The organism is Rhizobacter sp. Root1221 (genome assembly GCF_001425785.1).
In the GTDB taxonomy this organism is placed as follows: Bacteria; Pseudomonadota; Gammaproteobacteria; order Burkholderiales; family Burkholderiaceae_C; genus Rhizobacter.
The window spans coordinates 230,001-256,611 of the sequence record NZ_LMDI01000045.1 but is presented as its reverse complement, the minus strand read 5'-3'; the positions used below and the strand labels follow the sequence as shown (position 1 = coordinate 256,611).

18 protein-coding genes and 1 tRNA gene are annotated in these 26,611 nt (G+C 67.3%); 2 read left to right on the top strand and 17 right to left on the bottom strand.

Annotated elements, in window-relative coordinates:
* Positions 1 to 75 precede the first annotated feature (75 nt).
* Together ASC87_RS25405 and ASC87_RS25400 are read left to right on the top strand one after the other, a co-directional pair.
* On the top strand, positions 76 to 1,125 hold the full coding sequence (locus ASC87_RS25405; RefSeq protein WP_056669466.1) for a substrate-binding domain-containing protein: 1,050 nt from the start codon (positions 76 to 78) through the stop codon (positions 1,123 to 1,125).
* 90 nt (positions 1,126 to 1,215) lie between these two features.
* Positions 1,216 to 1,292 (top strand) — tRNA-Val (locus tag ASC87_RS25400).
* A 348-nt stretch (positions 1,293 to 1,640) separates the two neighbouring features.
* Here the strand turns inward: ASC87_RS25400 and ASC87_RS25395 are convergent.
* From ASC87_RS25395 to ASC87_RS25315, 17 genes are all read right to left on the bottom strand, one after another.
* Positions 1,641 to 2,726 (bottom strand): hypothetical protein, encoded by a 1,086-nt coding sequence (locus ASC87_RS25395; protein ID WP_056669463.1) that lies wholly within the window; start codon positions 2,724 to 2,726, stop codon positions 1,641 to 1,643.
* Between the two features lie 125 nt (positions 2,727 to 2,851).
* Entirely contained in the window at positions 2,852 to 3,676 is an 825-nt protein-coding gene (locus tag ASC87_RS32180) for a DNA/RNA non-specific endonuclease (protein WP_157604352.1), read from the bottom strand.
* A 153-nt stretch (positions 3,677 to 3,829) separates the two neighbouring features.
* Entirely contained in the window at positions 3,830 to 4,438 is a 609-nt protein-coding gene (locus ASC87_RS25385) for a class I SAM-dependent methyltransferase (RefSeq protein ID WP_056669458.1), read from the bottom strand.
* A gap of 48 nt (positions 4,439 to 4,486) precedes the next feature.
* Entirely contained in the window at positions 4,487 to 5,398 is a 912-nt protein-coding gene (locus ASC87_RS25380) for a hypothetical protein (protein WP_157604351.1), read from the bottom strand.
* Positions 5,399 to 5,425: 27 nt separating this feature from the next.
* Entirely contained in the window at positions 5,426 to 6,532 is a 1,107-nt protein-coding gene (locus ASC87_RS25375; protein ID WP_056669453.1) for a transporter substrate-binding domain-containing protein, read from the bottom strand.
* Entirely contained in the window at positions 6,529 to 7,200 is a 672-nt protein-coding gene (locus ASC87_RS25370; protein WP_056669447.1) for an HAD family hydrolase, read from the bottom strand. The genes ASC87_RS25375 and ASC87_RS25370 overlap by 4 nt, the downstream gene beginning before the upstream one ends.
* Positions 7,197 to 8,387 carry a hypothetical protein gene (locus ASC87_RS25365; RefSeq protein WP_157604350.1) on the bottom strand — a complete coding sequence of 397 codons (1,191 nt, stop codon included), beginning with the start codon at positions 8,385 to 8,387 and terminating at the stop codon, positions 7,197 to 7,199. The genes ASC87_RS25370 and ASC87_RS25365 overlap by 4 nt, the downstream gene beginning before the upstream one ends.
* Before the next feature lie 22 nt (positions 8,388 to 8,409).
* Positions 8,410 to 9,843 carry an SLC13 family permease gene (locus ASC87_RS25360; protein ID WP_082568931.1) on the bottom strand — a complete coding sequence of 478 codons (1,434 nt, stop codon included), beginning with the start codon at positions 9,841 to 9,843 and terminating at the stop codon, positions 8,410 to 8,412.
* A gap of 7 nt (positions 9,844 to 9,850) precedes the next feature.
* Positions 9,851 to 10,354, bottom strand: coding sequence for a DUF4157 domain-containing protein (locus tag ASC87_RS25355; RefSeq protein WP_056669441.1), 504 nt, complete (start codon positions 10,352 to 10,354; stop codon positions 9,851 to 9,853).
* 280 nt (positions 10,355 to 10,634) lie between these two features.
* Entirely contained in the window at positions 10,635 to 11,360 is a 726-nt protein-coding gene (locus ASC87_RS25350) for a hypothetical protein (protein WP_157604349.1), read from the bottom strand.
* Positions 11,361 to 11,399: 39 nt separating this feature from the next.
* A complete protein-coding gene (locus ASC87_RS25345) occupies positions 11,400 to 13,976 on the bottom strand; it encodes a hypothetical protein (protein WP_056669434.1) in 2,577 nt (858 codons plus the stop codon).
* The gene (locus tag ASC87_RS25340; protein ID WP_056669430.1) at positions 13,973 to 15,355 is read right to left on the bottom strand and encodes an ATP-binding protein; all 1,383 of its coding nucleotides are present in this window, start codon (positions 15,353 to 15,355) and stop codon (positions 13,973 to 13,975) included. Before ASC87_RS25340 ends, ASC87_RS25345 begins: the two co-directional genes overlap by 4 nt.
* Complete coding sequence (locus ASC87_RS25335) at positions 15,339 to 18,536, bottom strand: contractile injection system tape measure protein (RefSeq protein WP_056669427.1); 3,198 nt, start codon at positions 18,534 to 18,536, stop codon at positions 15,339 to 15,341. The genes ASC87_RS25340 and ASC87_RS25335 overlap by 17 nt, the downstream gene beginning before the upstream one ends.
* On the bottom strand, positions 18,529 to 21,213 hold the full coding sequence (locus ASC87_RS25330) for a hypothetical protein (RefSeq protein ID WP_056669423.1): 2,685 nt from the start codon (positions 21,211 to 21,213) through the stop codon (positions 18,529 to 18,531). The genes ASC87_RS25335 and ASC87_RS25330 overlap by 8 nt, the downstream gene beginning before the upstream one ends.
* On the bottom strand, positions 21,210 to 22,004 hold the full coding sequence (locus tag ASC87_RS25325; RefSeq protein ID WP_056669420.1) for a hypothetical protein: 795 nt from the start codon (positions 22,002 to 22,004) through the stop codon (positions 21,210 to 21,212). The genes ASC87_RS25330 and ASC87_RS25325 overlap by 4 nt, the downstream gene beginning before the upstream one ends.
* On the bottom strand, positions 22,001 to 26,191 hold the full coding sequence (locus ASC87_RS25320; RefSeq protein ID WP_056669417.1) for a baseplate J/gp47 family protein: 4,191 nt from the start codon (positions 26,189 to 26,191) through the stop codon (positions 22,001 to 22,003). Before ASC87_RS25320 ends, ASC87_RS25325 begins: the two co-directional genes overlap by 4 nt.
* Positions 26,188 to 26,610, bottom strand: a complete 423-nt coding sequence (locus ASC87_RS25315; protein WP_056669414.1) for a GPW/gp25 family protein — start codon at positions 26,608 to 26,610, stop codon at positions 26,188 to 26,190. The genes ASC87_RS25320 and ASC87_RS25315 overlap by 4 nt, the downstream gene beginning before the upstream one ends.
* Position 26,611 lies beyond the last annotated feature (1 nt).

The window sequence follows — 26,611 nt, the reverse complement described above, 5'->3', positions numbered from 1 at the left end:
TGCTTGACGTTTACCCTTAGACAACCAGCGGCCGTTCCTTGGGTTACAACGCCGTGGTTCCGAACACCAACTCCGATGGACCTCAAAGAACTTTCGGCCCGCCTGGGCCTTTCACAGACCACCGTCAGCCGTGCGCTGAACGGGTACTCCGACGTCAGCGAGCGCACCCGCGAGCGGGTGATGGCGGCGGCGCGCGAGTTCGGCTACCGGCCCAATGGCGCCGCGCGGCGCCTGGCCACCGGCAAGGCCGATGCGATCGGCATCGTCTACCCCACCGGCTCGGGTGACCTGGGCGACCCGCGTTTCATCGAGGTGGTGGCCGGCATGACCGACCGCTTCGCGCAGGCCGGCGTCGACGTGCTGATCGCCTCGGCGCGGCCGGCCGACGAGCTGGCCACCTACGAGCGCCTGTTGAAGGCGCGCCGCGTCGACGGCTTCATCGTGCCGCACACGCGGATGGACGACGCGCGCATCGAGCACCTGTTGGCGAGCGGCGTGCCCTTCGTGGCCTATGGCCGCACTGCGAAGCCCGGCGGCTACGCCTGGTTCGACTTCGACAACGAGGCTGGCACTGCCTTGGCCGTGCAGCGGCTCGCGGGCCTGGGCCACGAGGACATCGCCTACGTGCACGCGCCGCTGGACCTCACCTTCGCCCATCAGCGCCACCAGGGCTTCCTGCGCGGGCTGCGAGAGGCGAAGCTCAAGCCCGACAAGCACCACCTGGTCGAGGCTGTCTTCAGCCGGCGCGGCGGGTACGACACCATGCAGGCATTGTTGAAGCAGGAACCGCTGCCGTCGGCGGTCATCGTCGACAACAACATCTGCGGCGTCGGCGTGGTGCGTGCGCTGCTCGATGCCGGCCTCGTGCTGGGGCGCGACATCTCGGTGATCGTGTACGACGGCATGCCCGTCGACACCATCCTCGGCACGACCGCCATCACCGCCATCGCCCAACCCGAGGCCAATGCGTCCGGCGTGCAGCTGGCCGAGTTGATGCTCGGCCTGGTGGAGGGAAAGCCGCTGCAGCAGTTGCAGGTGCTGTGGCAGCCTCAGCTTGCGCTTGGCGCGTCTGACGGTCCGAAGCCAGGGCAGGGGGCGGTGCGCCGGGCCAGGCGGGCTGGGTGAGGTTTCGCCACCGGGCGACTCGGAAGGCGACAAAAAAACTTGCGGCGATGGCCTCGACCATAAAAATGGTGATATAGTCGTAGGCTTCGCAGGCGCGTAGCTCAGCTGGTTAGAGCACCACCTTGACATGGTGGGGGTCGTTGGTTCGAGTCCAATCGCGCCTACCAAAATTGGTAGGAAAGAAAGCCCGGTAGGTCGTTGACCCGCCGGGCTTTTTTCGTTGTTGGCGCTGATCGCCGGGGTCACTCTAACTGCATGGGGACCAATGGACGAATTCGCCTCCATGGGTCGCAGCGAGCATGGCTCGAGCGCCACCTTGATCGTTCGCCGGGATCCATCGCGTGTACAACAGGTCCGCGCCGACGCTTCACGAAGTCGCCACGCGGTGACGATCTAGCGGCTAGCTAGGCGCGGGCCATGCAATCACGAACCTTCGGACGAGCGGTGCCCGCCGCGCTCATTTCTCCACGTGGACCCACTAGAGAACAAGCTGTTGGGGCCGCCCCGAGGTCCCGTCAGGTCGCGTGCCATTTTCGCTGCGTCAGTCCCACGAGCGGTGAAGACCACGTGGTTGGGGCCACTGATCTGCCCAGCAGGCCTTGCTGGGCAAGCGATTCGACTGCGTGCTCGGCCTGAAGGCTGAGTTCGGTTTCGTACACCGGGGATTGCTTCATCCGATCTCTAATGTCGATTAGGACGGTCGCCTCTCGGCGCGTCGGCCTAGGTACGTCGATGCCACCAGGGACTGGCTGCATCATGATCTGATCGTCACGTGCGATGGTCTCATTGACCTTGGCAATAGTCTCATCGGCTTTGGGGCGAGGTTGGGGCGGGTCCTCAAGACCGGAGGCGCCAACGGCCGGTGGCGCGTCCTCTCGTTCTTCATCCTCCAGTCGCTTCGTGAAGACAAGATTCACGGGACCCGGGGTGGAAGCTTGCGTGGCGTCGCGCTCCGCCGACGGTTCCACTTTGCCATGCCCGCTGAGAATTTCGCCCGAAGGCGTTTCGAGCCCTGAATCACGAAACGCGAGGGTTTTGCCAACATCTGTGGGTTCGACGTATTGCTTCCCGCTTTTGCTTAGGACCATGATTAGTCCCTTCTTCCGAAGATTGCTGAACACGCCCATGCGTGTAACGGAAATCTCGACCGGTTCGACCGGATTCCTATCAGCAGATCGTCCGGCTATGTCCCCAAGCAGTCGATCCTCCTCAAGGCCGACCTCGGGAATGGTGTCAGGGATCACAAGATCCGAAAACACGGCCCCGTTTTGTAGCTGCTGCTTCTGGGTCTTTAGGACTTCGATTCGTGAGGTCAGTTCATCCCGTTCCTTGGTCGCCTGCACGATCGCTGCCTGGTCCCGCTCTCGCTGAGTGCCGTGGCGGGTCTCTGCATCCCCCATTTTGGCCTCGAGCTCGGCGCCGTAGACCCTCAGCCTGGTTGCCTCGTCATGCGTCAGGATGCGCTCGCCATCCAGTGCCGCCTGTCGTGCACGCCAGCGATTCTGTTCGCCGCGGGTGAAAGTCATCACCCAGTAGCTGATCCTCGGATAGAGGAAGACGTAGAAGAGGGCCCACAGCAACGGCCAGCCGGCAGACCGCATGCCGAACTCCTACCACCCAAGATGATCCGGGCCAAGGGAAGAATTGATGTACTTCAGCTTCGCATCGAAACATGCCCGTTCACGATGGACAGGCGCCGATGAACGACCCCATCGAGATGGGGGACTTAGGTAAAAGAGCCCTTCAGGGCGGCGCCCTCATTTTTCACATAAACATCTTTCGGCTGCTGTGGCTTGGGCAGTACTTTCCACTTCCCGGCTCCACCTTGATGAACGGTTATCTGCGCCCCAACCTCACCCGCCATCTTGTCGAGCTCCGTTTGCAGCTTCTGCTTCTCACCCTGGGGTAGATGTGAACCGCCAACCCCACTGACGCTCGGGTGATAGTTATAGGAGGCAGTTACCCAATATTCAATTCCATATCCTTGGGAAAGATAACCCTTTGCGATATTCTCGATGCTGTGGGACATTTGACTGTTGGTCGACCTTGTGAGCGGCGTGAGATTTTTTCTCGCGTCCCCGGGGCCGCCAAGTTTCTGATTGAGAAGGTGTCCTTGAACGAAGTTTTCTCGAAGAAAATCGTTCGCAGTTTCGGCCGAGCCCATCGGCCACCAGTTTGGCCAAGAGGTAACATTCGACCCCCCGGCCGTGTCATTTGGCGCAATGACATCGGTTTTCACCTCCGACCCGTTATCGTCGGACAGCGGGCCATAATTCGCACCATACAACTGGAGGGGGTTGCAGTTGCCACTCTTGGTTTGAGGTGCTCCTCCACCGCCACCGTGAGATCGGGCCAACTGCCCCCGCGCGCCATATGCCGCACAGATGCCCCTGCTTTGCGCCTGAATTCGCGGTGAGCTGTCAATATTTGCCTGAACCAGCCCCTGCGCTCGTCCTGTCCAAGCAGGACTCGAAGCGATTCCGACGAGTCCGTCAGGAACAGCAACGGGATTGCGCGAACTTCTTTCTGGCACGGTGTCATTGACTTTCATCTGAGCCTCCCATTTCGGTTCATGCAGAGACCGGCGTTGAAAATACCTCGGATCTGCGGGTGAAGTCGCCACCTCGTTTTGTAGCGCTGCTCCAGGCTGGCAACTGCCAGCGAGAGACACTTCCACCGGCCCGCGTGCTGGTCGGCTGCCACGTCACGCCACCCGCATCACCACAGTCGCAGCGTTGGCGAGACCGCCACGCACGACGCTCACGCTGGGCGCGAGCTTGCGGCAAAACGCCTCGATCTCCTCGAGCGGGTGGCCCACCAGCAAAGGGTGCTCCGGGAAGTGGGCTGCGTCCAGCACGCTGAATACCACTGTTCGAGCGGCGCTTGCAAACATCTTGGCAATGCTGCCGTACACGTAGTTCGGGCTGCTGCTGCGGTAGCTGAGCGAGCCGCAGGCCACCACGTGGTCGACGCGCGGGAAGATCATGCTGCCGAAGTCACCCAGCTCGAATGACGCATGGGGCTCGCCGGCGTACCGCGCGCGAGCCCGCGCCACGAACTCCGGCACCTGGTCGACGCCCAGGTAGCTGACGCCGCGAAAGCGTGTGTCGAGAAACGCCTTCAGGTCGCCTGTGCCGCAACCCAGGTCGAGCACGCTGCTGTCGTTGAAATCGACTGACCGGGCAATGGACTCGAAGCGGCTCGCCTGGCTGGCCTCGCTGACCCAACCCAGCGCCCGCACGCTGTCGGCGCCGAACCGGGCAATGCGGTGGCGATGGAAGTGGATCACGGTGGCGCGGTCGATGAGGTTCATGAGTTCTGGTGTTCAAGTCGTGTTCGCGTTGTGGGTGCCGCCTTGGGCCTACGTGCGGATCTGCTGCCGGGCAGCCTGTGCGATGAGTTCCTCGTTGAGGCGATAGAGCTTCTTGTACTCCTCCCCGACAAGCTTGTAAGCCTCGCCTATTCGGGCTTGGATCAGAGCGGCCACCAGTGGGGGATCGATGGTTTTCAACGCAGCAATCTCGGCGACAAGTTCCGCGTTGATCTTGAGGGCATCGCTCCACTCGCTCGACGCCACGATCTTGTCGCATTGCTCCTTGAACTTTTGCTGAGTTTCTTCGTTGAGACTGCCGATCTTCGGTTTCGAGTGGTGCTGCCCGTCATCCTGTGTGACGGCGGGCCCCGCGTTGCCGCGGACCGATGTGCCTGTGTCCTTCAGCTTCGTCTCGAACGCGCTGAATCCATCGGCCGAATAGCAGTAGTCGAGCAGCAACTGCACGGAAGGACCGAAGGTGATCTGCGCCGATTCGAGAGCGCGAATCAGGTCCAGCGGATCCGTGCCTTCGTAGCTTCCGCCCGAGCCGTGCCCCTGCACGTGGACTATCGCCTCACCGGACAGGTCCACCTCGCCCAGTCGATTCAGAGGAACGACCTTGTCGTCGATCTTGTTCACCAGCATCTGGAAGATCGCCAGGGCGATGATGAGATCCATCTGTTCGGCGGGCGGTGCGACGATCACCCGTTGGACGACCCTGGCGGACGTTTCAGCGGGAGCCCGCGTGGGAGCCTTGTGCTGAATGGGCGCCTCGCGAGTTCCGAATCCGGCCTCGAGCCGCTTGCGCTGAGTGAGCATGCGCGGGCTCTGCTCGAGCATGTAGCCCCCCGCACGTCGAAGAGGATCCGTGTTGCCATCTGCGCGGCGTGCCGGCGCTTCGCGCATCGCAGCGGGCTGACGTTGAACAGCTCGAGCCGTGTAGGTGGTGCCGGTCTTCATTGCCTTGGCCTTTCGTCGCTGGTTTCCTCACGGGCTCCCGAGGTACTTGTTCGTCAGCACCGACCACACGCGGTCCTCCTGGATGGCCAGCAGGGTGCGGTCGATCGGCTTGCGAAGGGAGCTTCCAATCTCGACGGCGATGCCGTAGGCGCTCGGGCGCAGGGTGATCGGTTCCACGCGCACGTTCTTCAGGTAGCCGTCCCTCACCAGGAACTGGAGGATGTCGCGGTCGTGCACGAAGGCGTCGATGCTCCGTTCGTCGAACTGTCGCTGCACTTCGGGCCAGGAGCGCAGCTGCACGGCGTAGAGCCGTTCGGTGGCCGCCCACTCGCCAGCCTGCCCGGTGATCATGACGGCCAGGTGCTGGTTCTTCAGGTCGCCGACGTTGTGGATGCGCCGCTCGATGCCCTGCAGGGTGAGCGACGAGGTGATGATGGCGGTGATGCCCGACACGATGGTCACGCCGAAGAAGGTGAGGAACAGCACGAACAGCTGGGCCGCACGGTGGTTGATCTCGAAGGGGTCCCCCCGCCCGGAGAACACGAGCTGGATGGCCCACAACGTGGCGTTGTAGAAGCCGCGTGCGGGTCCCTTGCGGAACAGGCCGCCACCGGCCTGGCCTTCGACACGCCAGTAGGTGTAGGCGATCACGATCGTGGCGAAGATGAGGCCCACCACCACCAGCACCACGTCGGTCCGGAGGAAGCCGGCCAGCACGTCGATGAAACCGCGGGTCTGGGTCACGTCGCGCACGATCACGCCGAGCGACCCGTTGTGGAAGGGGTGGCTGAAGTCGAGCTGGCGCTCGCGCTGGTTGGTGATGCTGATCGCGCCCAGCGCCACGTCGATCTGTTGAGTCTCGACGGCGCGCAGCAGCTCGTCGGTGCTGGTGAACTCGATGTACTCGTGTCGCGTGCCCAGGCACACCGACATCGTTTCCCACAGATCGATGGCCAGCCCCTTCCACCCTTGTTTGTCATCGCTCAGCACGAACGGCGGGGCGTACTTGATGCCGACCTTCAGCGGCGAAGACCGCGCCATCGCGGGCAGGTCCTGCGGGCAGAAGGCGGGCGCCGCGCCCACCGGTTGCAGGCAGGCGAACAACAGGCAGATGCACCACCACCAGCGGATCATGCGGTCTCCTCCCGATGCTGTTGCAGCCAGGCGAGCAACTGGGCTGGCGATTCGGCCATGAACTCGGGCTGCTCGTTCCGAAGCTCCTGCGCGGAGGTGAAGCCCCATAGCGCCGCCACGCTTCGGCACCGGGCACGGCGGGCGCACTCCAGGTCGGCAGGTGCATCACCCACCAAGACCAGCTGCTCCAGCACCGCGCCCGTCTGCGCCACGAAGGCCTCGACCATGTCGGGCGCGGGCTTGGGGCTCGCCACGCTGTCGCAGCCGAGCACCACCCGAAAGTGGTGGCGCAGCTGCAGGTGATCGAGCAGCTCGCACGTGCGGGCGTGGTCCTTGCCCGTGGCGATGCCCATCGTCCAGCCCGTGCTGCTCAGGCTGTCGAGCAGGGTGGTCACGCCGCCGTAAAGATGGACGTAGCGCGTGAGGTAGCGGCTGTGTTCCTTGAAGTGAGGGTGCAAGGCCACTGACAAGCCCAGGGCCCGCATGATCTCGGGGAAACCTTTGCCCAGATGGCGGCGGTACACGGTGAACAGCTGATCGAAATCGCAACCCTGCTCGCCGTACACGTCGCGGTGGGACGCCTCGAATGCGAGTCGCATGACGTTCATGCTGTTGATGAGCACACCATCGAAGTCGAACAGCACGGCGCACAAGCGGTTGGTGCTCATGGCTTGGCTCCGCTGGCGGCATCACGGTAGACGTGCTCTGATACCTCCATGAAGCGGCCCAGCTCGCGCGCGAATGCCTCATAGACGGCAGGCAACTGCAATCCCCGCTTGCGCACCAGCGCGGGGTTCATCCCCACGAGGAACTGCTGTGCGGTGCGCGTGGGCTGCATCTGGCCCGTGGCCAGGTAATGCAATGCCATGCGCATCACCACCTCGCCTTGTTCGCTGCCCGAGATGGCCACGGTCATCAGGCCGCCATCCGCCACGTAGTTGGTGCCGGCGCCGAGCACCGGGTAGCGGCTGTGCTCCTCGGTCCAGGCGATCACGTCCTGGGGTGGCACCAGCCGGCCGCGTGCGTCCTGCAGGTTCTGGTAGTTGGCGGTCAGCAGCATGGCGCCTCGCCCCGAAGCGGCCTGCACCACCGCCTGCCATTGGGCGAATGTCTGCACGTTGCGGGGGGCCAGCCACTCCAATGGTTTCCAGGCAGCGGCGCTGTAGAAGGCATTCTCCGCGAGTGCGCTCGTGGAGTTGTCGTTGAGCAGCTGCACGGCCGTCGCCTTGTGGGGGGACGCCGCGTTGACCACGTTGAGCGTCTCGGCCAGTGCCGCGTAGTTCTTGTGTTCGAAGATCCCGCTCACCTCGACGGCGAGGGGGTAGCCGTAGCGGTCGACGTCACCGTTGACCCCGGCGAAGAAGATGGGGCGCGGTTGGTCGGGCGGCCGGAGCTTGTCCAGTCCGAAGAAGGCGGCGCCTTGTTCGGGGCAGCGTTGGTCGGTCAACTGGGCGACGAGTCCCTTTCGCACCTCCTGCACCCTGGCATCCGGTTTCCAGCGCAGGTTGGGGAATCCCACCAGCGCTTGGGCGAGGTCGTCGATCAGGATGACCGCATCCGGCTTCCAGTCGTCGATGGCCAGGCGTGCGTCCTCGGCGGCCAGGTGGAAGTAGTGGCAGTCGGGGTGGTTGAGCAGGTTCATGTAGTGCCTGCGCACCTGCACGCCACGGGCGCCGGCGAGCGCACGGTCGATGCCCTGGTTCACGTCGCCCACCCAGGGCAGGTCGGTGTTGTATGAGTGGATCACCAGCACCTTGCGGGCGGCGCGCTGGTGTTGGTAGATCTGCTGGCCCACCAGCAGCAGCACGAGCGTCATCAGGACGGCCTGTGCAATGCGGATCCATGAGGTTTTCATCGTGGTGTGGCCTTTGCTGTTGTCAGACCAGGGAAAGGCGCTGCCACCACGGAATGGAGAGCGCGAGTGCCAGCACCCGCAGCACCCAGGCACCGAAGTTGGCGAGCAACAGCCGGCGCTGGTCGAGCGACATGCCGAGCGACTGCGCTTCGGACAGCAGGTGGCTCAGCACGCCATGCTGGTGCGCCAGCACGAAACCTTCTGACGCGCTGAGCAGCACGAAACCCAGTGCCCACGGCGAAAGCCCGAGGGCAGGGGCCAATGGCAACAGGCTGCTCGCCAGCACGATGAACGCGGGCGCACCCGGCATGACGAGGCGCACGAGGCCCACCATCACCGAAACGCCGATCACGTTGACCACCACGGACGTGTGGGCCAGCCGTGCCAGCAGGGGCAGGTAGCTCGCGAGCCAGCTGTCGATGCCGGTGTGGTGCAGCATCGGCTGCCAGGCGGCCAGTGTGGCGATGAAGAGGAGGGTGGGCCAGTCGAGCCGCATTCGCAGCGCCTGCAGCGACATCGGCGCCAGGTAGTGGCCCATCAGGGCAAGCGCCCCCACCGCGAGGTGAAGCTCGATCTGGTGATACGGGCGGGTGAGCACCACCAGGAACAGCAGGGCGTACAGCACCGGCACGGCGGCGTCCTGTCGTTCACGCGGGGGCAGCGGCGCCAGCATGGCCGGCTGCTGGCCGCCGGGTGGCACCTTGGGGCCCGAGCGGTACAGGAGGCAGGCCAGCAGCACCGCCAGGCCCAACGCCACCACCAGCGCGAAGGCCGCGGCGGCGGCCAACCACGACAGCCACTGGAAGCGCTGTTGCGCCTGGACATCCAGCATCCCCAGCAGCACGAAGTTGAGCGGGTTGCCGGTGAGGAACGCGGTGGACCACAGGGTGTTGCCCTGTGCCATCGCGAACACCACCGCGGTCTGGAAGCGCGGGTTGCGGGCGCCGGCCAAGGGCTGCAGCAGCGGGGCCAGCAGCGCCGACCGGCCCAGCGGAGAGGGCAATACGAGCGTGAGGATGATGGCGGTGAGCACCACTGCACCGAGGCGCGCCGTGGTGTTGCCCTGGGTGTACCGCAACAGCAGGTCGGACCAGTGCGCCATCCAGGGCGATTCGGTCAGCAGGGCCGACAGGAGAAACACACCCAGCACCAGCAGGAACACGGGCGATGTGAAGCCGCTGAAGGCCAGTCCCGCCGGGGCCAGGCCGAGGAGCACGCACAGCCACAGCAGCAGCAGGCCGATGACAAAATCGGGCACCACGCGGAAGACCCAGTGGATGGCTGCGCCCACCATCAATGCCAGCAACATGGCCGCGTCGTGCGACAGGCGCGTGGACAGCGCGCTGAAGACCCCCAGCGGCAATGCCAGTGTCAATGCCCACGCCACCAGCGCGCGGGCGCTGGTGGCGTGGGCAACGGCCACCCTGGGCGGCGCGCGATTGCCTGCGGTTGTCATCGATCCGCTACGCCGCCGTGCTGCCGTCGTTGAGCGCGCGGGCGCCCATCACGTCGGCTTCGTTCTCGAGACCGGGGTCGTCGTTCACGCTCACCCCCTGCATCTGCATCGTGGGCTGGACACGCCCCTCGCGTTGCTGCACCACATGCCAGGCCTCGTGCGGCAGGTGCTGCTCCTGGCCGGCGGCCAGGTGGATGTCGTTGCCCTGGGCGTAGGCCAGCGCGTTCAGCTGCGCCGGCTTGTCGGAGTTGGTGTGCACGCGGACCGACGACATGTCCATGCCCGACAGCGACTCGATGCCCGTCTTCAGGGCATCGGGCATGCCGGTCTGGTTGGGTTCCGCCTTGGCTTGCGCCGGGTCGAAGCGGCCTTGCAGGAGTTCCTCGTCTTCAGGGGCACGTTGGGTGACGTCGGCGAACCTGCCTTGCAGCGGCAGGTCTTCCTCCTGCGCCTCTTGCCGCTGCACGGCCGGTCCGAAGGCGACTTCGACCCGATGGCGCTGAGCCACCATGCGTTCGCTGGCCTGCAGCTGGGTTGCAGCGCTTTCACTCGACGTTGGCGAGAAGGATGCGCGCCGGCGCTGGATCCGCTCACTCTGGGCGACAGAACCTGGGCGAGGGGACGAGGGGAGTCGAGTGCGAGTGTTCATGATGGAAGTTCCGCAAGGGAATACAGCTGCAAGTCGGCTCATGCTCCACGGAGTCGAGCCCGTCCACCATCGGCAAAATGCGGAGTTTCACCTTCCGAAAATGCTGCGAAGCGCCATGCGCAATGCGGGCCCCAGGAGACGCTCAGCCGACGGTGCAATTCGAGTCGTAGGCATCATTGATCCAGTAGACGCAGGTCGCTTCGATGCGTGCTACGCCACCCACGTTCCCGCCATGCCCACCGGCGCCGCCATCGACCCATGCACCGCCGCCCGCCAGTGCGTCCGCGTCCAGGACGCCTTCGTGCATGTGGACGTGCAGGTCTCCGACATCGCCGTTGGTGAACTCGATGGCACCTGCCCAGACGAGCAGGTATGTGTCACCTCTTGCGCCCTGACCTGACGTCACAGCGGGAGCGGTCTTGTAGATGTAGCTGTTGAAGCGACTGGAGCGCATGAGTTGCATCCAGTTGACCGTTGTCAATGCACCGGGATCGTTGATTCCGGAATTGACCTGTCGTTGAATCACCCGTTCGCCCGTGATGCCGGTCTGGTTGGGTTCGGCCTTGGACTGAACCGGACCCCATCGGCCTTGCACCATCTCTTCGTCGATGGCCGCGCGTTGGGCGACATCGGCGGACCTCGCTTGGAGCGGCAGTTCGTCTTCGGGCACTGCCTCGCGCTGCCTGGTGGATCCGAAGCCGGATTCGAGCTGCTGTTGCTGCGCCACCATGCGTTCGCTCCGCTGGAGTTGCGTGGCGGCTTGTTCACTGGCCGATCGTTCCGGGGCAGCACCACGGTGTTGAATCCGGTCATCGTTGTTGGCGCGATGGGTCGGGGAGGACGAGGGGCGTGAGATGCGGGCTTTCATGAGGGATGCTCCGTGAGTTGGGGAAGACCATTCGCAGGCTCACGGGTGCGCCACCCGCGGCTTCAAGCTGTAGTACATGCCCGCAGCCACGGCAACGACCAGCAAGGCGATCAACGGACCGTTGCCGTCGCGCACCTTGGCGAGCTGCGGGTCGCAGCTGAGCAAGGAAAAGCCGACGAGCACGGTGGCCAGGCCGCCGAGCCACAGGAAGACGATGAAGGGGCGGCCCAGGCGCCGCACGGCGCACACCCACACGTACAGCGCGAAGGACACCAGGCCGGTGAGCAGCAGGGCCATGAAGAGCAGTCGCACCGGCGTGCGGTGCGGGCACACCACCTCGCACACGCGCTTGAACGCACTGGACGACTTGAGGCCGTAGTTCCGCTGGATCGTTTCGTTCACGGCTTGGCCGGTGCCGGCGTCGGCACGGGGCAGCGGCCAGAAGCCTACGCCACCGTACTGCCACTTGAAGTAGGCGAGGTCGAGGTCGAGCCGGGCGGGATCGACGCTCGCGCGGGGCGCAGCCGGTTCACCGCCGGAATGAAAGAGCACGGGCATCACGGCGTTGAGGAAGGCCACGCGCCGGTGGCCCTGGATCACGTCGGTCTTGTCGATGCGCGCGCGCAACTCCTTCTTGGAACCGCTGGTGGGTTCGTGCAGCCAGGCGAGCACCGTGACCGTGATGTCGGTGGTGCCGATGTAGTCGTCCGGGTCGGCGCCCTCCGGCACGCGCGGATTGCCCGGCATCTGCGCGAGCCGGATGTAGTCCATCAACTGCTCGAAGCCGTAGGCGCTGCCGGTCTCGCCGAGCATGTGGTCCGGCGCGATGATGTTGAGCGTGTAGGTGCGGCCGGTCTTCTGCATTTCCAGGATCAGCTTGTGCACGAAGCTCCGGTAGAAGAGTCGGAAACGCTCCTTGCCGGCCGCATCGGACGGCGGGTTGTCGAAGAAGAGGGTGATGCCGTCGAACAGGTGGTGCGGCTCGTCCCAGAAGGGGAGCAGATAGCGTTTGAGGTCAGTGGTGGTGTCGGTCAACGGGGTGTCTGCCAACGCGATCGTGTCGTGCACGGCCCGATCGATGTGGACTTCGGTGTCCTTCGCGTTCAGGAGGCCCGACCAGTCGCTTCGGTGGATCACGATGTCGACGCGTGTGCCGAAGCGCCGGGCGGTGCGCACGAATCTTGAAGTCTCCGAGGTGACGGGGCCGGCGGTCATGACGCCGCCGGCGTCGGTGAGTTGTGCGCCGAGGAAGCCGATCCGGTTGAACAGGTTGAACTGGAGTTGCTGCGGGGTCTCACCGCCGGCTTGCCAGAAGGGATAGAACCCGTAGGTCATCTCTTGGCTGTAGGGGGGCGCGCAGCCGCAGCCGTTGTCGGTCCAGTGCGGGGTCTTGGCGTCCGACAGCAGGTGAGGCCACGCGGCCATCGCGATCAGGTCCCGTTTCACCCCGGCGGGCAGCAGGTCGGCGTAGAGCGTGCCCGGCCCCGGCCCCGGGACAGACGGCGCTTTCGCGGCGGCCGGCGTGCCCTTGGGACCGGGTGGGCAGTTCAGGTCACCCGCGGTGACGGCGCTGGCCGCGGCGATCAGGGTGGTGTAGTACGCGCAGCGCCGTGCCTCGAGCGCCTGGCCGAAGAGGTCGGCCGTGGGGTAGTCGATGTTGAGCATCGGCGCGAGCATGGTGTGCATCTTTTCGGCGTAGGGGGCCGTCTCCGACGACAACTTGGGACGCACGCGTCGCCGCGTTTCAGATGCGGCCGTGGGGCCGTCCGCTGCCGGGGGCTTGAGGAAGAGGTCGTCGAGGTCCTCCTGCAGCAGCATGTAGCTCGTGATCTGCGGCGGCCCCGGCGGGCTGGGCGCGGGGGTCGCGGCGGGCGCCGGAGCAGACGCCGGAGCGGCGGCGGCGGTGGCGCGGGCAGCGCGCGTCGAGGGCGTGCCGTCGACGCGCAGGGCATAGGCCTGGCGCACCGTCCACGGGGGAGTGGAGGCATCGGTGACCAACACGGTGAAGGTGTAGGGGCGGACCGGGCCGATGGGCCGCCCGGCGAGCGAGCCGTCGGACGTGAAATCGAGTCCGTCGGGCTTGCTGCCTTCGACGACCTCGAAACGGTAGGGCGCGACGCCGCCGGTGACCAGGCGCCGAGGCTTGTAGACCCCGCCGAAGCGGGCCGTGGGTAGCACGATGGGGGTGAGTGAAAGCTGCTGGCCGGGTTGGCAACTGCTGGCCACCACGTCGCTCGGGCGCATGCATGTCACGACGATGGCTGCCGTCGCCGGAGGGGCGGCGATCCCCTGGGTGGGTGAGGGTGGGGCGGGTGGCGGGGATGCGCTGGCGGGCAGCGCTGCCTTCATCGCGGCTTGCGCCGCGGAGGCGGCCACCTCGGCGGGCCTGGGTGCGGTGGTCACCGCGTTGCGCACGACGGACGCCGCGTCGGCGACGGGTTTCACCGCGTCGCTGCCCGCAGCGCGCACGGCCGAGGCCGCGGCTGAAAAGGCCGGGACCCAGCGGTCGGCGGCTGCGAGGGAGATGCAGGCGCTCGCGAGCGCCGCAAACAGCAGCGCGCGCGCCAGCGCCGCACCTGGCGATGTCCTGGCAGAAGTCAGCGTTCGGTCGGTCATACGGTACGGCCTTCCTTGCGCAATTCCTTGGCGACGCCTCGGCGCAGGTCGCCCGCGTTGATGAGCTGGCGCCCGGCCTGCAACGCGTTGATGGCGCCGAAGCGCAGCACGTTGGCGATGGCGCCTCCCGCCAGCTCGTGGGCTTCGGCCAGGTTCACCAGGTTGACGTCCCCGCCGAGGCGGGCGGTATGCCGCGCCATGCCTTCCCACAGCTTCAGGCGCTGCCCTGCGTCGGGCATCGGAAAGTGAACCATCGACTGGAAGCGCCGCGCAAACGCGTCGTCGATGTTGGCCTTCAGGTTCGTGGCCAGGATCACCGTGCCGGGGAAGTCTTCCACGCGCTGCAGCAGGTAGGACACCTCCTGGTTGGCATGGCGGTCGTTCGAACTCGATGTGGCCGTGCGTTTGCCGAACAGCGCATCGGCTTCGTCGAAGAAGAGGATCCAGTTCCGCGTCTGTGCCTGGTCGAACACCTGGGCCAGGTTCTTTTCGGTTTCGCCGATGTACTTGGACACCACCATCGACAGGTCGATCCGGTACACATCGGCCTGCGCCGCCTGGCCGATCAGCGTGGCGGTGAGCGTCTTTCCCGTGCCGGGTGGACCGAAGAACAGCGTCCGGTAGCCGGGCTTGAGGGCCTTGTCGAGCCGCCAGTCACGCAGCAGCCTGGCCGAATGGGTGATCCAGGTGTTGATGGCCGCCACCTCGTCGAGTACCTCCGGATCGAGCACCAGGTCGTCCCAGCGGAGGTGCGTGGTGATCAGCTTGGCCGGGAACGAACTGCTGAAATCGGGCTTGTGCCGCTCGCCGGTGGTCACCCACGCCAGGTACTCGCTGCCCACGACCAGCGCGGCGCTCAGGAAGGGTTCACCGGGCGCCTCGTGTTCGATGCGCAGGATGCCCTGTTTGCGCAAGCAATGGCTTTCGTCGAGGAGCTTCATCACCTCGAGGCGCCGCCCCAGGTCCTCTCCCGCGACGATGAAGGCCGCGGTTTCGCAGGTGGGCAGGAAGCCGCCGTGGGCGCGGCCCTTCCAGCCGCCGAACTCGGTGAAGCCGCGATCGAAGTTCTTGTTGCGCACGAACAGGGTGTCGAGCAAGGCGGGACGCAGGTGTGGCATCAACGCGAGCAGCAGCACCAGCCGTTCATTGAAGCCGAGCGCGTGTTGGCGCACCAGCTGCCCGTAGGGCGATGGATCGCCCGCGAGTTCGGGCGCGGCGATGTCTTGCACCTTGTCAACCTCGCAGGGCTGCTTGAAGTGCAGGCAGATGCGGGCTTGCAGCACCGCATCGAACCAGGCAATCTCGCGCTCCAGCGTGCCGGCGATCACCGGGCTGCCGGTTGCGAACGGGTAGGTGATGATCTCAGCGCCAGTCGACATGGAGCGGTCTTTCCATCCAGTGAAACTTCAGCAGGCTGAATCCCCACGGCAACTGGTCGAGCAGCATGTCGAAGCTGCGCTGCTCCACCGTGAGCTGCCAGCCGTCGTCGTCGCGGCTGAGGTGGCCTTCCCGCTGCAAAAAGGATTCACGCAGTCCGGCCACCGTGGTGTTGCCGATGATCTTCCAGTGCGAAATCATGGCGCCGAGCAACCCGTCGATGGCTTGCGATTCCTGCGGCGTGATCTCGAACTCGCGTCGCATCGGCGTCTCGGGTTGCAGGCCGCACAGCACCTTGTTCAACACCAGTTGTGGCTCAGGCGCGCCGACCTCGCCCGTCGCGAGGTACTGCAGCAGGTGCACCGCCCGTTTCGCGGAGGCCGGGGACACGAACGCGTCGCTGCGGGCCATGCCCAGCATGCCGAAGAGCCGCTCCAGGTAGGCGCCGGCCAGCACCATGCCGGCGTTGGCGATGTAGATGACCTCTGACGCGTCGAAGACAGTTGGCGGGGTGGCCAGCGCGGGCGCGGGCTGGACGGCCCGGGCGACGGATGCGGGTTTGGCGGCCATTGCCGGCTCGTGTGCGGCGAGCTCGCGCACGCGTGCGCGCAACAGCGTGTCGGCCGGCCGGTCGGAGGTGGTGTCCTCGGGCAGGTGGGGCAGGACCGCGCGGGCGAGCGTCGGCTCGTCCAGGCCCAGTTCGTCGGCCTCCTGCTGCAGCACGCCGTGCACGTAGGCCGCGGCGTCGAAGTGTGCATCGGCCGGGCCGAGCAGCAGGTGGGTGAGCGTGGCTTCCCACAGGGCTGCGACACGTTGCGCGGTGGCGGGTGCGTGCACATCGCGCGGCGCGGCCAGCAGCGCGAAACACGGGCTGTGGACGGCGTCGCGGATGAACGTGCGGTCGGGGGCTGGCCACCAGAGTGCGAGCAGTTGCAGCAACGCGGGTTCGTCCCAGTCGTGGGCCATGCGGCGGCGCACCGGCAGGCTGCGCCCCACGCGGCGCATCGTGGCCTTCAACCAGGTGGTGTCGTGGCGGAGCGCTTCAAGCCAGCCGGCCGCGGCGGCCGGAAGTGTTCCTCGGGCCAGGAACACTTCGAGCCGTGCACGCTGCAGGAGCGGTTCGGCCCGGGCGCGCGACAGGGTGCCGGCGCGGGGGCCCGCTGTCGGCGCCGGCTCCGCCATCGGTGCCCGGGGTGTGTTGCCCTGGACCTGGCTGTTCAGGCGGTCGAGCCGTTCGCCCAGCCCGCGCACATAGGCGTCGGCGTTGAAGAAGGTGCCGGGTGTCAGGCGCAGCAGGTGCGCGAGCAGGTGTTCCCACAAGTAGTGGGCCGGCCTGGTTTCATCGACGCCTGCCAGCGCGAAGAACTCGGGGTTGTGCACGGCGGCCATCACCACCGCGCGGTCGGGTGCAGGCAACCACAGGCCGATCAACTGGCTGCGCGCCACGGCACTCCACTCGCGTGCCATCTGGCGCTGCAGCGATGGGCTTCGGCCCACGTGGCGCAGCTGGTTCTGCAACCAGGGAGCGTCGTCGAGCACGGCCTCGCCCCAGGCTTCCTCTACCCCATGGAGGGCGCCCTGGGCCAGCGCGGCAAGAAGGCGGGCGCGCCGCTGGACCCGGGGGGCCGCCCCCGCGCCCTGGGCGGACAGCCGCAACTGCATCCATGAGCGCATCAACGCATGGGGTGGCGACGACGACGGGTCGTGCCGGTCGCCCGCCCGCCAGGCGGCGGCCAACTCCAGCATCAGTCCCTGCACGGGCCGGCCCTCGCGTTCGCTGCGCTGCTTCAGCATGCTGTCGAGGTAGTCCGAAGCGCTGAACAGGGCCGGAGACGGAAGCAGCAGCAGGTGGGACAGGCTGAGCTCCCAGCGCCGCACCGGGTCGATGGCCGACGCGCCGGCGCCCCACAACGCCGGGCTCTGCAGTGCACTCTGCAGCAGGTTCTGTTCGGTCGGGCCGAGCCACAGCGCCGCCAGCGAATGCAGCATGGCCGAGGGCAAGGACTGCGCCATGCGGCGGCGGGCGTCCTCGCTGCGGCCCAGCACCAGCAGCGTCTCGCGCGCCCAGGAGGGGTCGGCGCGCAGCAGGTCGGCCCAGGCACCGTGGTCGTTGTCGCCGTGGTCCTGCGGCGCGAGCCAGCGCTGCAACCGGAGTTTCAGGCGGGCCCGTTCATCGCTGCGCGAGCCGTCCCCGTCGTCGGTGGCGCGATCGGTGTGGGCCAGGTCGCCCGACTCCGGCACGTGCGCGGCCAGGCAGGCGCGCAGCACGTCGTCGCTGAGCGTGGCGGTGGGAGCGGGTGGGATGCCTTCGGTGGCACGCCGTGCCACAGCCTGCAAGGCGCGCCAGAGCGCGCCCTGTTCGCTGACCGACGGCGCCACTGCTTGCACCATCGAGTGCAAGGGCTGGCTGCGGTCCACCGTTCCTGCATGGGCCAGCATCGCGTCGAGCAGCCCCTGCCACAGCAGATGGGGTGCGGGCAACGAGGGCAGGCGGCTTTCTCGCCACAGCGAGCTGAACGCGCTGACCCAGGCTCCCGCCTCCCGGCCCCATCCCGCCGCCTCGCCCGCGCCGAGGGCGCGGGCGAGTTCGCTCGCGAGCCTGGACAACCAGGTGGGCGAGAACTGCCGCACCGCACGGCGCACCATCAGCCCCGACTCGGCGGAGGCCCGCCACGCCGCGACCAGGGCCTGCGGCGTGTCACGCAGGACCTCGTGCGCCAGCTGGTCCATCGGTGACGCGAGGCGCCCGGCTTGCGGGGCATGCCACGGCAGGTGGCCGCGACGCAGGAAGTGCAGCAGCGTGTCGAGCTGGGCCTGCTCGCGGGTATGTTGCTCGGCGGGGGCGTCGTCCTCGGCCGGGTGGGGGACGCCGGGCGGCGTGGGCAGCGCCCGCCCCGAGAGGACGTTCTGCTGCGCCTCCAGCACCTCGGCCAGGCGTTCGCGCAGGCGGGACTCCCATTGCGCTTCGAGCTCGTCGAGGTCGATGGGCCCGAGATCGATCTCCAACGAGGAAAAGCGCCACACCTGGCCCGGACGCGAGAACTGCTCGAACACCTCGTCGAGGATGCGGGGCGCACGGGTGCGGGCGAACGCCGCCGTGCGATTCTGTTCGTCGAAGGCGCCTTCGGCCAAGTCGAAGTCCACTTCGAACCGGAGGTGCTCGATGCAATGGGTGCTAGGCATCTGGCATGGCCTCGGTGGGGTCGGCTTGCGTGGGCCACACCGGCCGCAGGCAGTTGATGACGGCGCAGGCGGTGTGGTTGAGGTGTTTCACGGCAGGCGGATCGACCTTGGCCTCGTCGTCGTAGGAGGCGGCGGCTTCGCACAGGTCGAGCTTGGCGGCCAGCCAGTCGGCAAAGCAACGTTCGAAGTTTTCCATCGCGGCAAAACCGAGCCACAGGCAGCGCGTGGCCACATGCGCCGGGCAGGTGATCTGCAAGGTCTGTTCGGCAAACCGCTGGAAGTTGGGCTGGCTGCAGCGCGCCGTCCACGTGGGCAGGACCGCGGTGAGCCGCAGTGAATGGAAGTCGGCGGGCAGGCCCGCGAGGTTCGCATGCTCGGGGCTGTCTCCCATCGCGCGCAGCAGAACGTGTTCGACGATGTGCAGTCCCTCGGTCTCGTGGCTCAGGTGCATCAGGAATCGGCGCATGCTTTCGGCCGCGCGCGCGGCCTCGCCGGCGCTGTCGAAGTCACCGAGCGGCCACCAGTGGCCGGTTTCATCCGGGCCCAGCAGCATGGCCTGCGAACCCGCCTGTGGCCGTGAGCCGGCGTGGTCGCGTGCGGGCCCCGACAGGCGGTAGCGTTCGCGGTACAGGCCGCACCGCAAGACCGTCTCGCCCAGCTGCCGTTCGTCCAGCGGCAGCGCCTTGCGGAGGTCGGACTTCATCTCCTCCTGGGTGAGCTGGCCGAGGTAGGGTGGCACCACGTGTGTCCGTGCGGTGCTGCTGAGCGAATTCATCTCCCGATCCTGGCCGCTGGCGCGCAGCTTGAGCCGCTGCTGCTTCACCGGTTGGGTGAGGGAGCGGCTGTGGGCGTGACGAAAGCCCAGGAGCAGGCTCACGCGCCGCTGCAGGCCACTCCCGCTGCCTGGCAGGTTCCAAGACGGCTGGGCGTAGTCGAAGCCGGCGGACCGGTCGCGAGTGAGGCTCAGGATGTCCATGAGGAAGGCCGCCTTGTTGTCGAGCAGCGTGGCATCCAGCTCGGCGGGGTCCAGGTAGTCGCAGAACTGCCGCATGGAGTTCTGGGAACAGGTCTCGCCGTGAAGTGCCAGCAGGTGGTCGAGCGCACGTGACTTGCGGTCGGTGCGGGGGTCGCGCGACTCGTAGACATCGGCTTGCACCTGGGCGCGCACCTCGGTCGGGGTGGGGGGGTGGGCCGGGTCGTCGGGCTTGTCCGGCGACGACAGGTAGAGGCCGTTGGTGCCCGGCACGATGCTGCTGTCGATCATGTGCCACCAGTAGGTCGCCCCCCTGGGGTCGGTGCCGGAGAACAGGTCCCGCAGGTGCTCGATCTGCGCGGCGCTGTGGGCCATGACCTGCTCGAAGAGCAGCAGGTAGGTCTGGAGTTGGCGCGCCTGTGCCTTCTCCTGCGGCGTGGCCGAGGGGGGCAGGCCGCGTCTTCCCAGGCCGTAGACGGCCGGGAAACCGTCCTGCACCGAGTGGTAATGCTGCCGGTCGTGGTACTGGCCGCTGGGCAAGGGCACGGATTCGCTCGCCGCGGGGCCGTTGCGGCGGGTGCGGCTGGCGGCGGAGAGGTCGGCCATGCGGTTGGCCAGCTCGACGGGCGACACCTTGAGCTGGCTCCCTCGGCGGCGCAGTGTCACGCGGCGGTCGAGCAAGGCCTGCACGGCCTGCGGCGAGCGCACGTCGGCCGTGACACCCGGCACGCGCAGTCGCAGGGCCCAGGAATCGCCACGCCATCGCATGGCGCTGCTGTGCACGTCGTCGCCATCTCGGCGGATGCTGAGGGTGCGCAACTCGTGCACGCCGTCGACGCCCTTGGCAAGCGTGGTGAGGTCGCTCACGAACAGCAGCTCGCCGGGCCGCCGGTCGGCGCCGGTCGCAAAACCGAGGTCGGTCAGCGGTCCGGTGTAGATCTGTTCCAGCGTGAGGCCGCGGGCCAGCTCTTCACCGAGGCTTGCGAAACCGAGGCCCTGGATGACGTGCCGGGCGCACCGCGCGTAGATGTCGGCCAGCACGTCGACGGCGTCACGGGGGCCGGAGAGCTCCACGTCCAGCTGGAGGTCGCACAGCACCTCGTGGATCTGGCTGACCTGCGTGTCGATGTCCTCGCACAGGTTGCGGCGGGCACGGTAGGTGGCACGTGCGTTTGCAAGCCGCGTGTCTTCGCCGGGCATCACGCCCTGCGACAGCTTGAGCTGGAGCCGGTACAGGCCGCGGCGGTCGCCTGCATCGACACCGGCCGCGGCACTGGGCGGCCCGGGGATCAGCGTGGCATCGTCCAGCCCCGGCACCTGGTCGAGCAGCACGCGGCGGTAGTCACCGATGCTGGTGGCGCGGCAGGGAAAGGCCTCGTGCGGCGGGTACAGCGAGAGGCCGGCGTAGTCGATGCCGTCGGCGTCGCGGGCCTGCAGGTGGTCGGCCACGGAAAAATCGGCGCGGTACACCAGGTCGGTGAGGGCGTAGCAGAGCTGCTCGAGGATGGTGACACCCGGGTCGTGCAGGTTGTAGTCGGTCCAACCCTTGCCGGAGAACGCTTGTGCCAGGCGCACACCCTCGGCGCGAAGGCTCTCGAAGCTGGTGTCGGCGTCAGCGTCGCCGTCCCGTGCCACGCGGCGCTTGCGGGGGATGGTGGCGGGCAGTTCGACCGGTGGCACCGCCGGTGCGGGCAGGTGTTTCATTCCTCCACCCCCTGGGTGGTTTCGTCGAACCACAGCTGGGTGATGAACACCTTGACGCGCACGCCGTCGCCATAGTCGCAGCCGGTGCGGATGCGCAACCGGTAGGCGGCGTTCTTGCCGTTGCTGCCCTCCCAGCGCAGCTGCAGCTTGTCGCAGCGGCGCCCGTAGTAGGCGTGGTGCGGCGTGATGCGCTTCTTGCGGGAAAAGAAGTCCAGCCAGCCGGCGGTGGGGTTGTAGGTGTTGAGCGCGATCGCGTGCATCAGGGCGAAGCGGCCGCCGCCCGGGTGGCCCGCGCCCGCCATCACTTCGAATCCCTGGCAGCCGGAGAGCGTGTCGGTGATGTCCTGCCACTCGCCGTTGGCCAGCACGGGCACAGGTTCGGCGCGCTCGTAGGTGCCTCGGCGCCCTTGGGAGGCGATCACGCCTCCCACGTCCAGCGTGTGTTTCGGCACGCTGGTGTTGACGCCCACGCGTGCGCGTGCATCCAGTGACAGCACCGGCACCTGGCCTCGGGTGGCGGTGGCGCCGCCTGCCTGGACGTGCAGCATGTCCTGGTCGCCGCCGTAGCTCAACGACCACAACGCCGACTTGGGGCGCTGGTCGCGGTAGAGGCTGAGCAGTGCGTGGTGTCCTACCGGGGCCGAGATCTCGAGCCCGTTCTCGGCCGACTTGCGGAACCCCTCGTCGCTCATGTTGAGCATCGAGTCGATGAGGTCGCCGAAGTGGTATCTGGTCGGCAGCTTGCCGTCGCCGAAGTAGTTGCGCAGTGTCTCGCGATTGCGCTGGGTCATGACGCCACCTTGCCGAGGATGAGTGTGCCGCCCACGCCCAGACCCGAGATGCCGGTGGCCTGCGGCCGCTCATCGGTGCTTATCTCCACCGCGTTCAACATGTGTTCTCGCATGGGGAGGGCGATGCTCCACGGAGACTGCGGAACCGCTCGCGTGGCGAGGTTCGCCTGGCCGCGCGCGGTGTCGCACAGGGTGTAGACGTGCTGGTCGCTCTGCGCCACGTGCAGCAGCGACAGCTGGGTGACGAAGTCGACGCATTCGAGCGAGCGCACGTGGGCCTCGACGTCTTCGCAGCGCACCGTCCATTCGAAGTTGGGCTGGCAACCGCCTTCGCGCCACGGAGAGATGTAGTCCGTGATGGCCTGGTTGATGCGGCGCAATGCCTGGCCCGCCTGCGACCCGGCCGACAGCTTGACGGTGCACCGCACCTGGATGCGCTCGTAGACCGCGTTGCGCACCTGTATCTGCGCGAAGGGCGAGGCGAGGCCGCACAGGTAGGACCGGATGCGCGCCAGCTCGACGGCGTTGAGGTGCGGCTCCGCCGTCGCCGACAGCACGGGTTCGCCGTCGTGCGCGTGGGAGGACGCGTGCGTGGTCGGTGGCGTGGGCACCACCACCACCAGCACCTCGCCGGGGCTCACGCCCTTGTTGCGGGACGTCAGGTGCGAGAAACACTTCACCTTGAGCACCGATGGAAAGCGCTCGAGCACCAGGCGTTCGTAGTCCCACGGGGTGCTCGCCCGCTGGCGGTGCTGCAGCCGTTCGCCGGTGCGCGTTCGCATCTGGCGGCGGTCCTCGGCGGGCCGCATGCCGAACGACGCACCGATCTGTGCCACTGCCGCCAGGCCGAACACCGTGACGGTCGGTTCCCTCACGCTGCCGGCCGGCAGGGGGGCCACGGGTGCCGACGGGTTGTCACGCAGCACCCGACTGGCCCGCAAGGCCTGGGTGCGCACGCCGTAGAGGCCGGCAAAGCTCTCGAAGCGCCCATCCGCTGACAAGCGGAGCCAGTAGCAGCCGTCCGGCAGGATGGTGTTCTGGCGGTCGATCTGGCGCGGCACGTCGAGCATCACGATGCCGGAGGTCAGAAAGCCGCAGGTGGTGTCGGACATCACCTGCGACGGCGTGAGTGCATGCCACTGGTTGGAGGCGAGGTAGGACCAGGTGGTCGTGGGGCGAGACTCGCCATGGTGCGCCTCCACCGCGGTTTCGTCGCGCAGGTGGAAGTGCAGGCTCAGCGCGCCGCCCAGTTCCTCGGCGGACAGCCCGATGTAGAGGTTGCCATCGTGTTCGAAGCGTGGCCAGAGCGACGGGCTGGGTCCGGCGGCGCCCGGATACACCTGCGAGATGCCGAAGGGGTGCAGGTGCAGCACCCGCTCGGCGGTGGGTGAGTCGGGCATGCCGTTGTCGCGGCCGGGCACGAGGTGGCTCTCGGCCTCGTAGTCGAGGCTCAGGCGTTCGATCAACGGCGTGTAGGGCGTGTTGGGCAAGGGCCGGGGCCGGCGCCGGCGCCGCGTCGCATTGGCGGACACCACCTCGGTCAGCAAGTTGGGGTACGCCTGGTGGCCGAAGGCGATGGCCGGGTGGTTCAGCTGGATGCGGTAGAACCCGTTGCGTGCGCCGAGCTTGAAGTCCTGGGGGGCGTCGTTCGCCCGCCCCTGGGACCGCAGGGCCGCCTCGCTGAACACCCAGCGCGCGTTCGTGCGCAGGCGCCCTGCGGCATCGGCGGTGTCGAACAGGCGCACGCTCCCGGGCGTCCCTGCCATGTGCCACTGGCCGTCGCGAAGGATGCCGGCGTGCGCGGTGAAGCTGCTGTTGCGCAGGTGGGGGTCGTAGCTCGCGTAGTACGAGCCGAAACCCCCTTCGCCCACGGGCAATCCCGACCATTCGACGTTGACCGCGAGGTGGGTGACGTTCTTGCGCGAGATCTCGTCCGCGCCGAAGATGCAGTACGACGCCGTGGTGGGCAACGGGCCGAAGGGCATGAACGGCTTGGAGGGGTCGAGGGGGCCGAGATTGTTCTGCATCAACACGTTGCCCAGCCCCCGCACCCGCACCGACAAGGCGATCTCGGCCAGCAGCATCTCCTCGAGCAGCGAATACGGGTACATGCGGCCGTGGCTGCCGAGCTGGATGCGCAGTACGGGCAGGGTGGTGGGCCAGCCCTCGCCGTGCACCAGCGCATCACACGCCACCACCGCCGGGTCTTGCGGCCGCAGCCGCAGCACGATGCCCACGCCGGTGAAGCTGGCACTGCTGGTGTTGTCTCCGGCCGGTTGGTTCGTGACGAAGAAGTCGTTCACCTGCATCCACCCGGCCGGTGTGGTGAGACTGAAGTTCAGGATGCTGTTGAACAGCTGGCCGAAGATCAGCTCGCGCTCGGGCCGGTTGGGGCCTTGCAGCAGGCAGCGGGGGTCGCCGGCCACGGGAGGCGTGCGATCGCCGTTGTCGAGCAGGCGACCGGCGGTTTCGCGCACGGCCTCCAATGCGGCATCGGACAACCAGTCCTGCCGCGTGAGCAGCCAGCGCGAGAAGAACTTGCCCAGGCGCGCGAAGAAGAGTCCGGTGGTGGGGGCGCGCACGGCGAACTCGGTGAGGAAGCGTTCGTAGGGGCCCGGCGCCACCCGCGGTGCGGCGGTGGCCGAACCCACCGGAAGGGCCTCCATCTGGCGCGCGGTGGCCTGGCGGGCCAGGCGCCGTGCCGTGGCGTTCAGGTCGGCCCGCTCCAGGTCGCTCATCAACTCGGGGGCCAGCAGCAGGTAGCGCTTGAACAGCACGGGTATCAGGCGCTGCGCCGCATCGGGCCGCGCAAGGATGCGGGCCACCAGGTGCTGCAGGCCCTGGTCGGTGTCGGCGGCGTGCGCCAAGTCGAGCTTCAGGGTGATCTCGCGTTCACCCTCTTGCAGGAACAGCAGCGGCGACGCAATGGCCAGCCCGATCCGTGCCTCCTCAGAGGCCCCCAGGGTCGGGCTGCGCCCAACCCGCCCCCCGTGGGGGTCAAGGAACTTGGGGCGGCCCGGCGCTTCCTTGAGAGGCGCGTGGTCGGGGGCACCACCGGACAGGGTCTGCGATGACGCCTGGCCCGGGGTGCTGCCCCCGAACAACGGCCAGTGTGGCAGAACGGCGTCGCCTTGCCCGGGGGGGGCCGGCCATGGCAGGCGCGCCGCCTGGGCGCGTGTCACGTAGCCGAACTCGCGTTCCGGCGAGATGAGCCCGTCGTGACCGAGCTGCAGCGTGCACAGCGCCGTCACCTGGCAATCGGTGAGGACGAGCGTGTTGTCGGCGACGAACTCGATGAGCTGGCCGGACGAGTCCTTCCCGGCACCGAACGGCGTGCCCTGCGGCACCACCACCTCGCGGGCCGCGCGGGGGTCGCGCTGGCACACCAGGTGCACGCTGTCGGGCACCGCCGGCAGTGGCCGCATGCGCAGGACGTCGTCGTAGTAGAAGTCGGCATGTCGGTCGGTGAACCTGTTGATGCGCTTCTGGACCTGCTGGTGGAGCTGCAGGAAGGCCATCAGCAATCCCGCGGCGGGGGCGTGATTCTGGCTGGCCAGCGACTGCGGCAAGAGCTCTCGCGCCAGGTCCTGCACCCGCTCGATCGCGCTCACGAACGAGAAGAAGCGGCCCCGCAGGAGCTCCCGGTCGCTGCGCTCGCCGGGCGCCGGCCGCACGGCGCGGAGCGCGAACCAGGCGCCGTCGAGCCGATTGCGCAGCAACGCGAGCGGCTGGTCCTGCCAGCGGTGCACGCCGAAACGTTCGAGCACCCATTGGAGGTCGTCACCCAGCGGATGCGCCAGCAGTTGCTCGATGCGGGCGAACAGCTGGCGGCTGGCCGGCTCAGGGTTCGGCTTCAACGACTTGACCCAGCCGTCGATGCATTGCGCGAGCGCGACCACGTGTTCGGCCAGCAGCTCCAGGGGCGCGCCCGCGGCATCGCGCACGAAGGCGAGTTGCCGGCCGCGCAGGTCGGTGCTGACGATGCGCGCCATGATCAGGGCTTCGTCGGACTCGAACAGTTCGCCCCAGTGGCCCACGTCGCGCTGCTGCAGGTCGATGAACCGCAGCCGCGAGGCCAGGCCGGCGCTCATCGCCACCAGGGTTTCGAAACTGGTTTCATCGGCACGAAAGTAGCCCTCGCCCAAGGCGGCGGGAAAACGTTCGCGCTGCTCGCAGCCGTCGCTCACGCCGCCTCCCTCAGGTTGGTGCCTTCCCGCAGGTACAGCGGGTAGACGATGTTGGTGCGGGTGTTGGTGGTGCGCACCGTGTAGTCGAGCTTCAGGCGGACCACCCCCTCGTAGACGTCGGTGGCATCGATGTCGATCTCGTGCAGCGTGATGCGCACCTCGAAGAACAACACCGCTTTCGACACGATGTCCTTGATCTCGGTGATGGTGCTGTCGTTGATATTCTCGAACACCATGCGGCGGATGCCGCAGCCATAGGACGGCTGCATGACCCGCTCGCCCGGCGTGGTGGACAGGAGGATGTGCAGGCTCTGCTCGATGTCCTCCACCTGCGACACCAGCACCGCCTCCTTGGTGCGCCAGTCGAAGCTCGGCGGAAAGGCCCAGCCGGTGCCGAGGAACTGGGTCTCCGTTGCCATC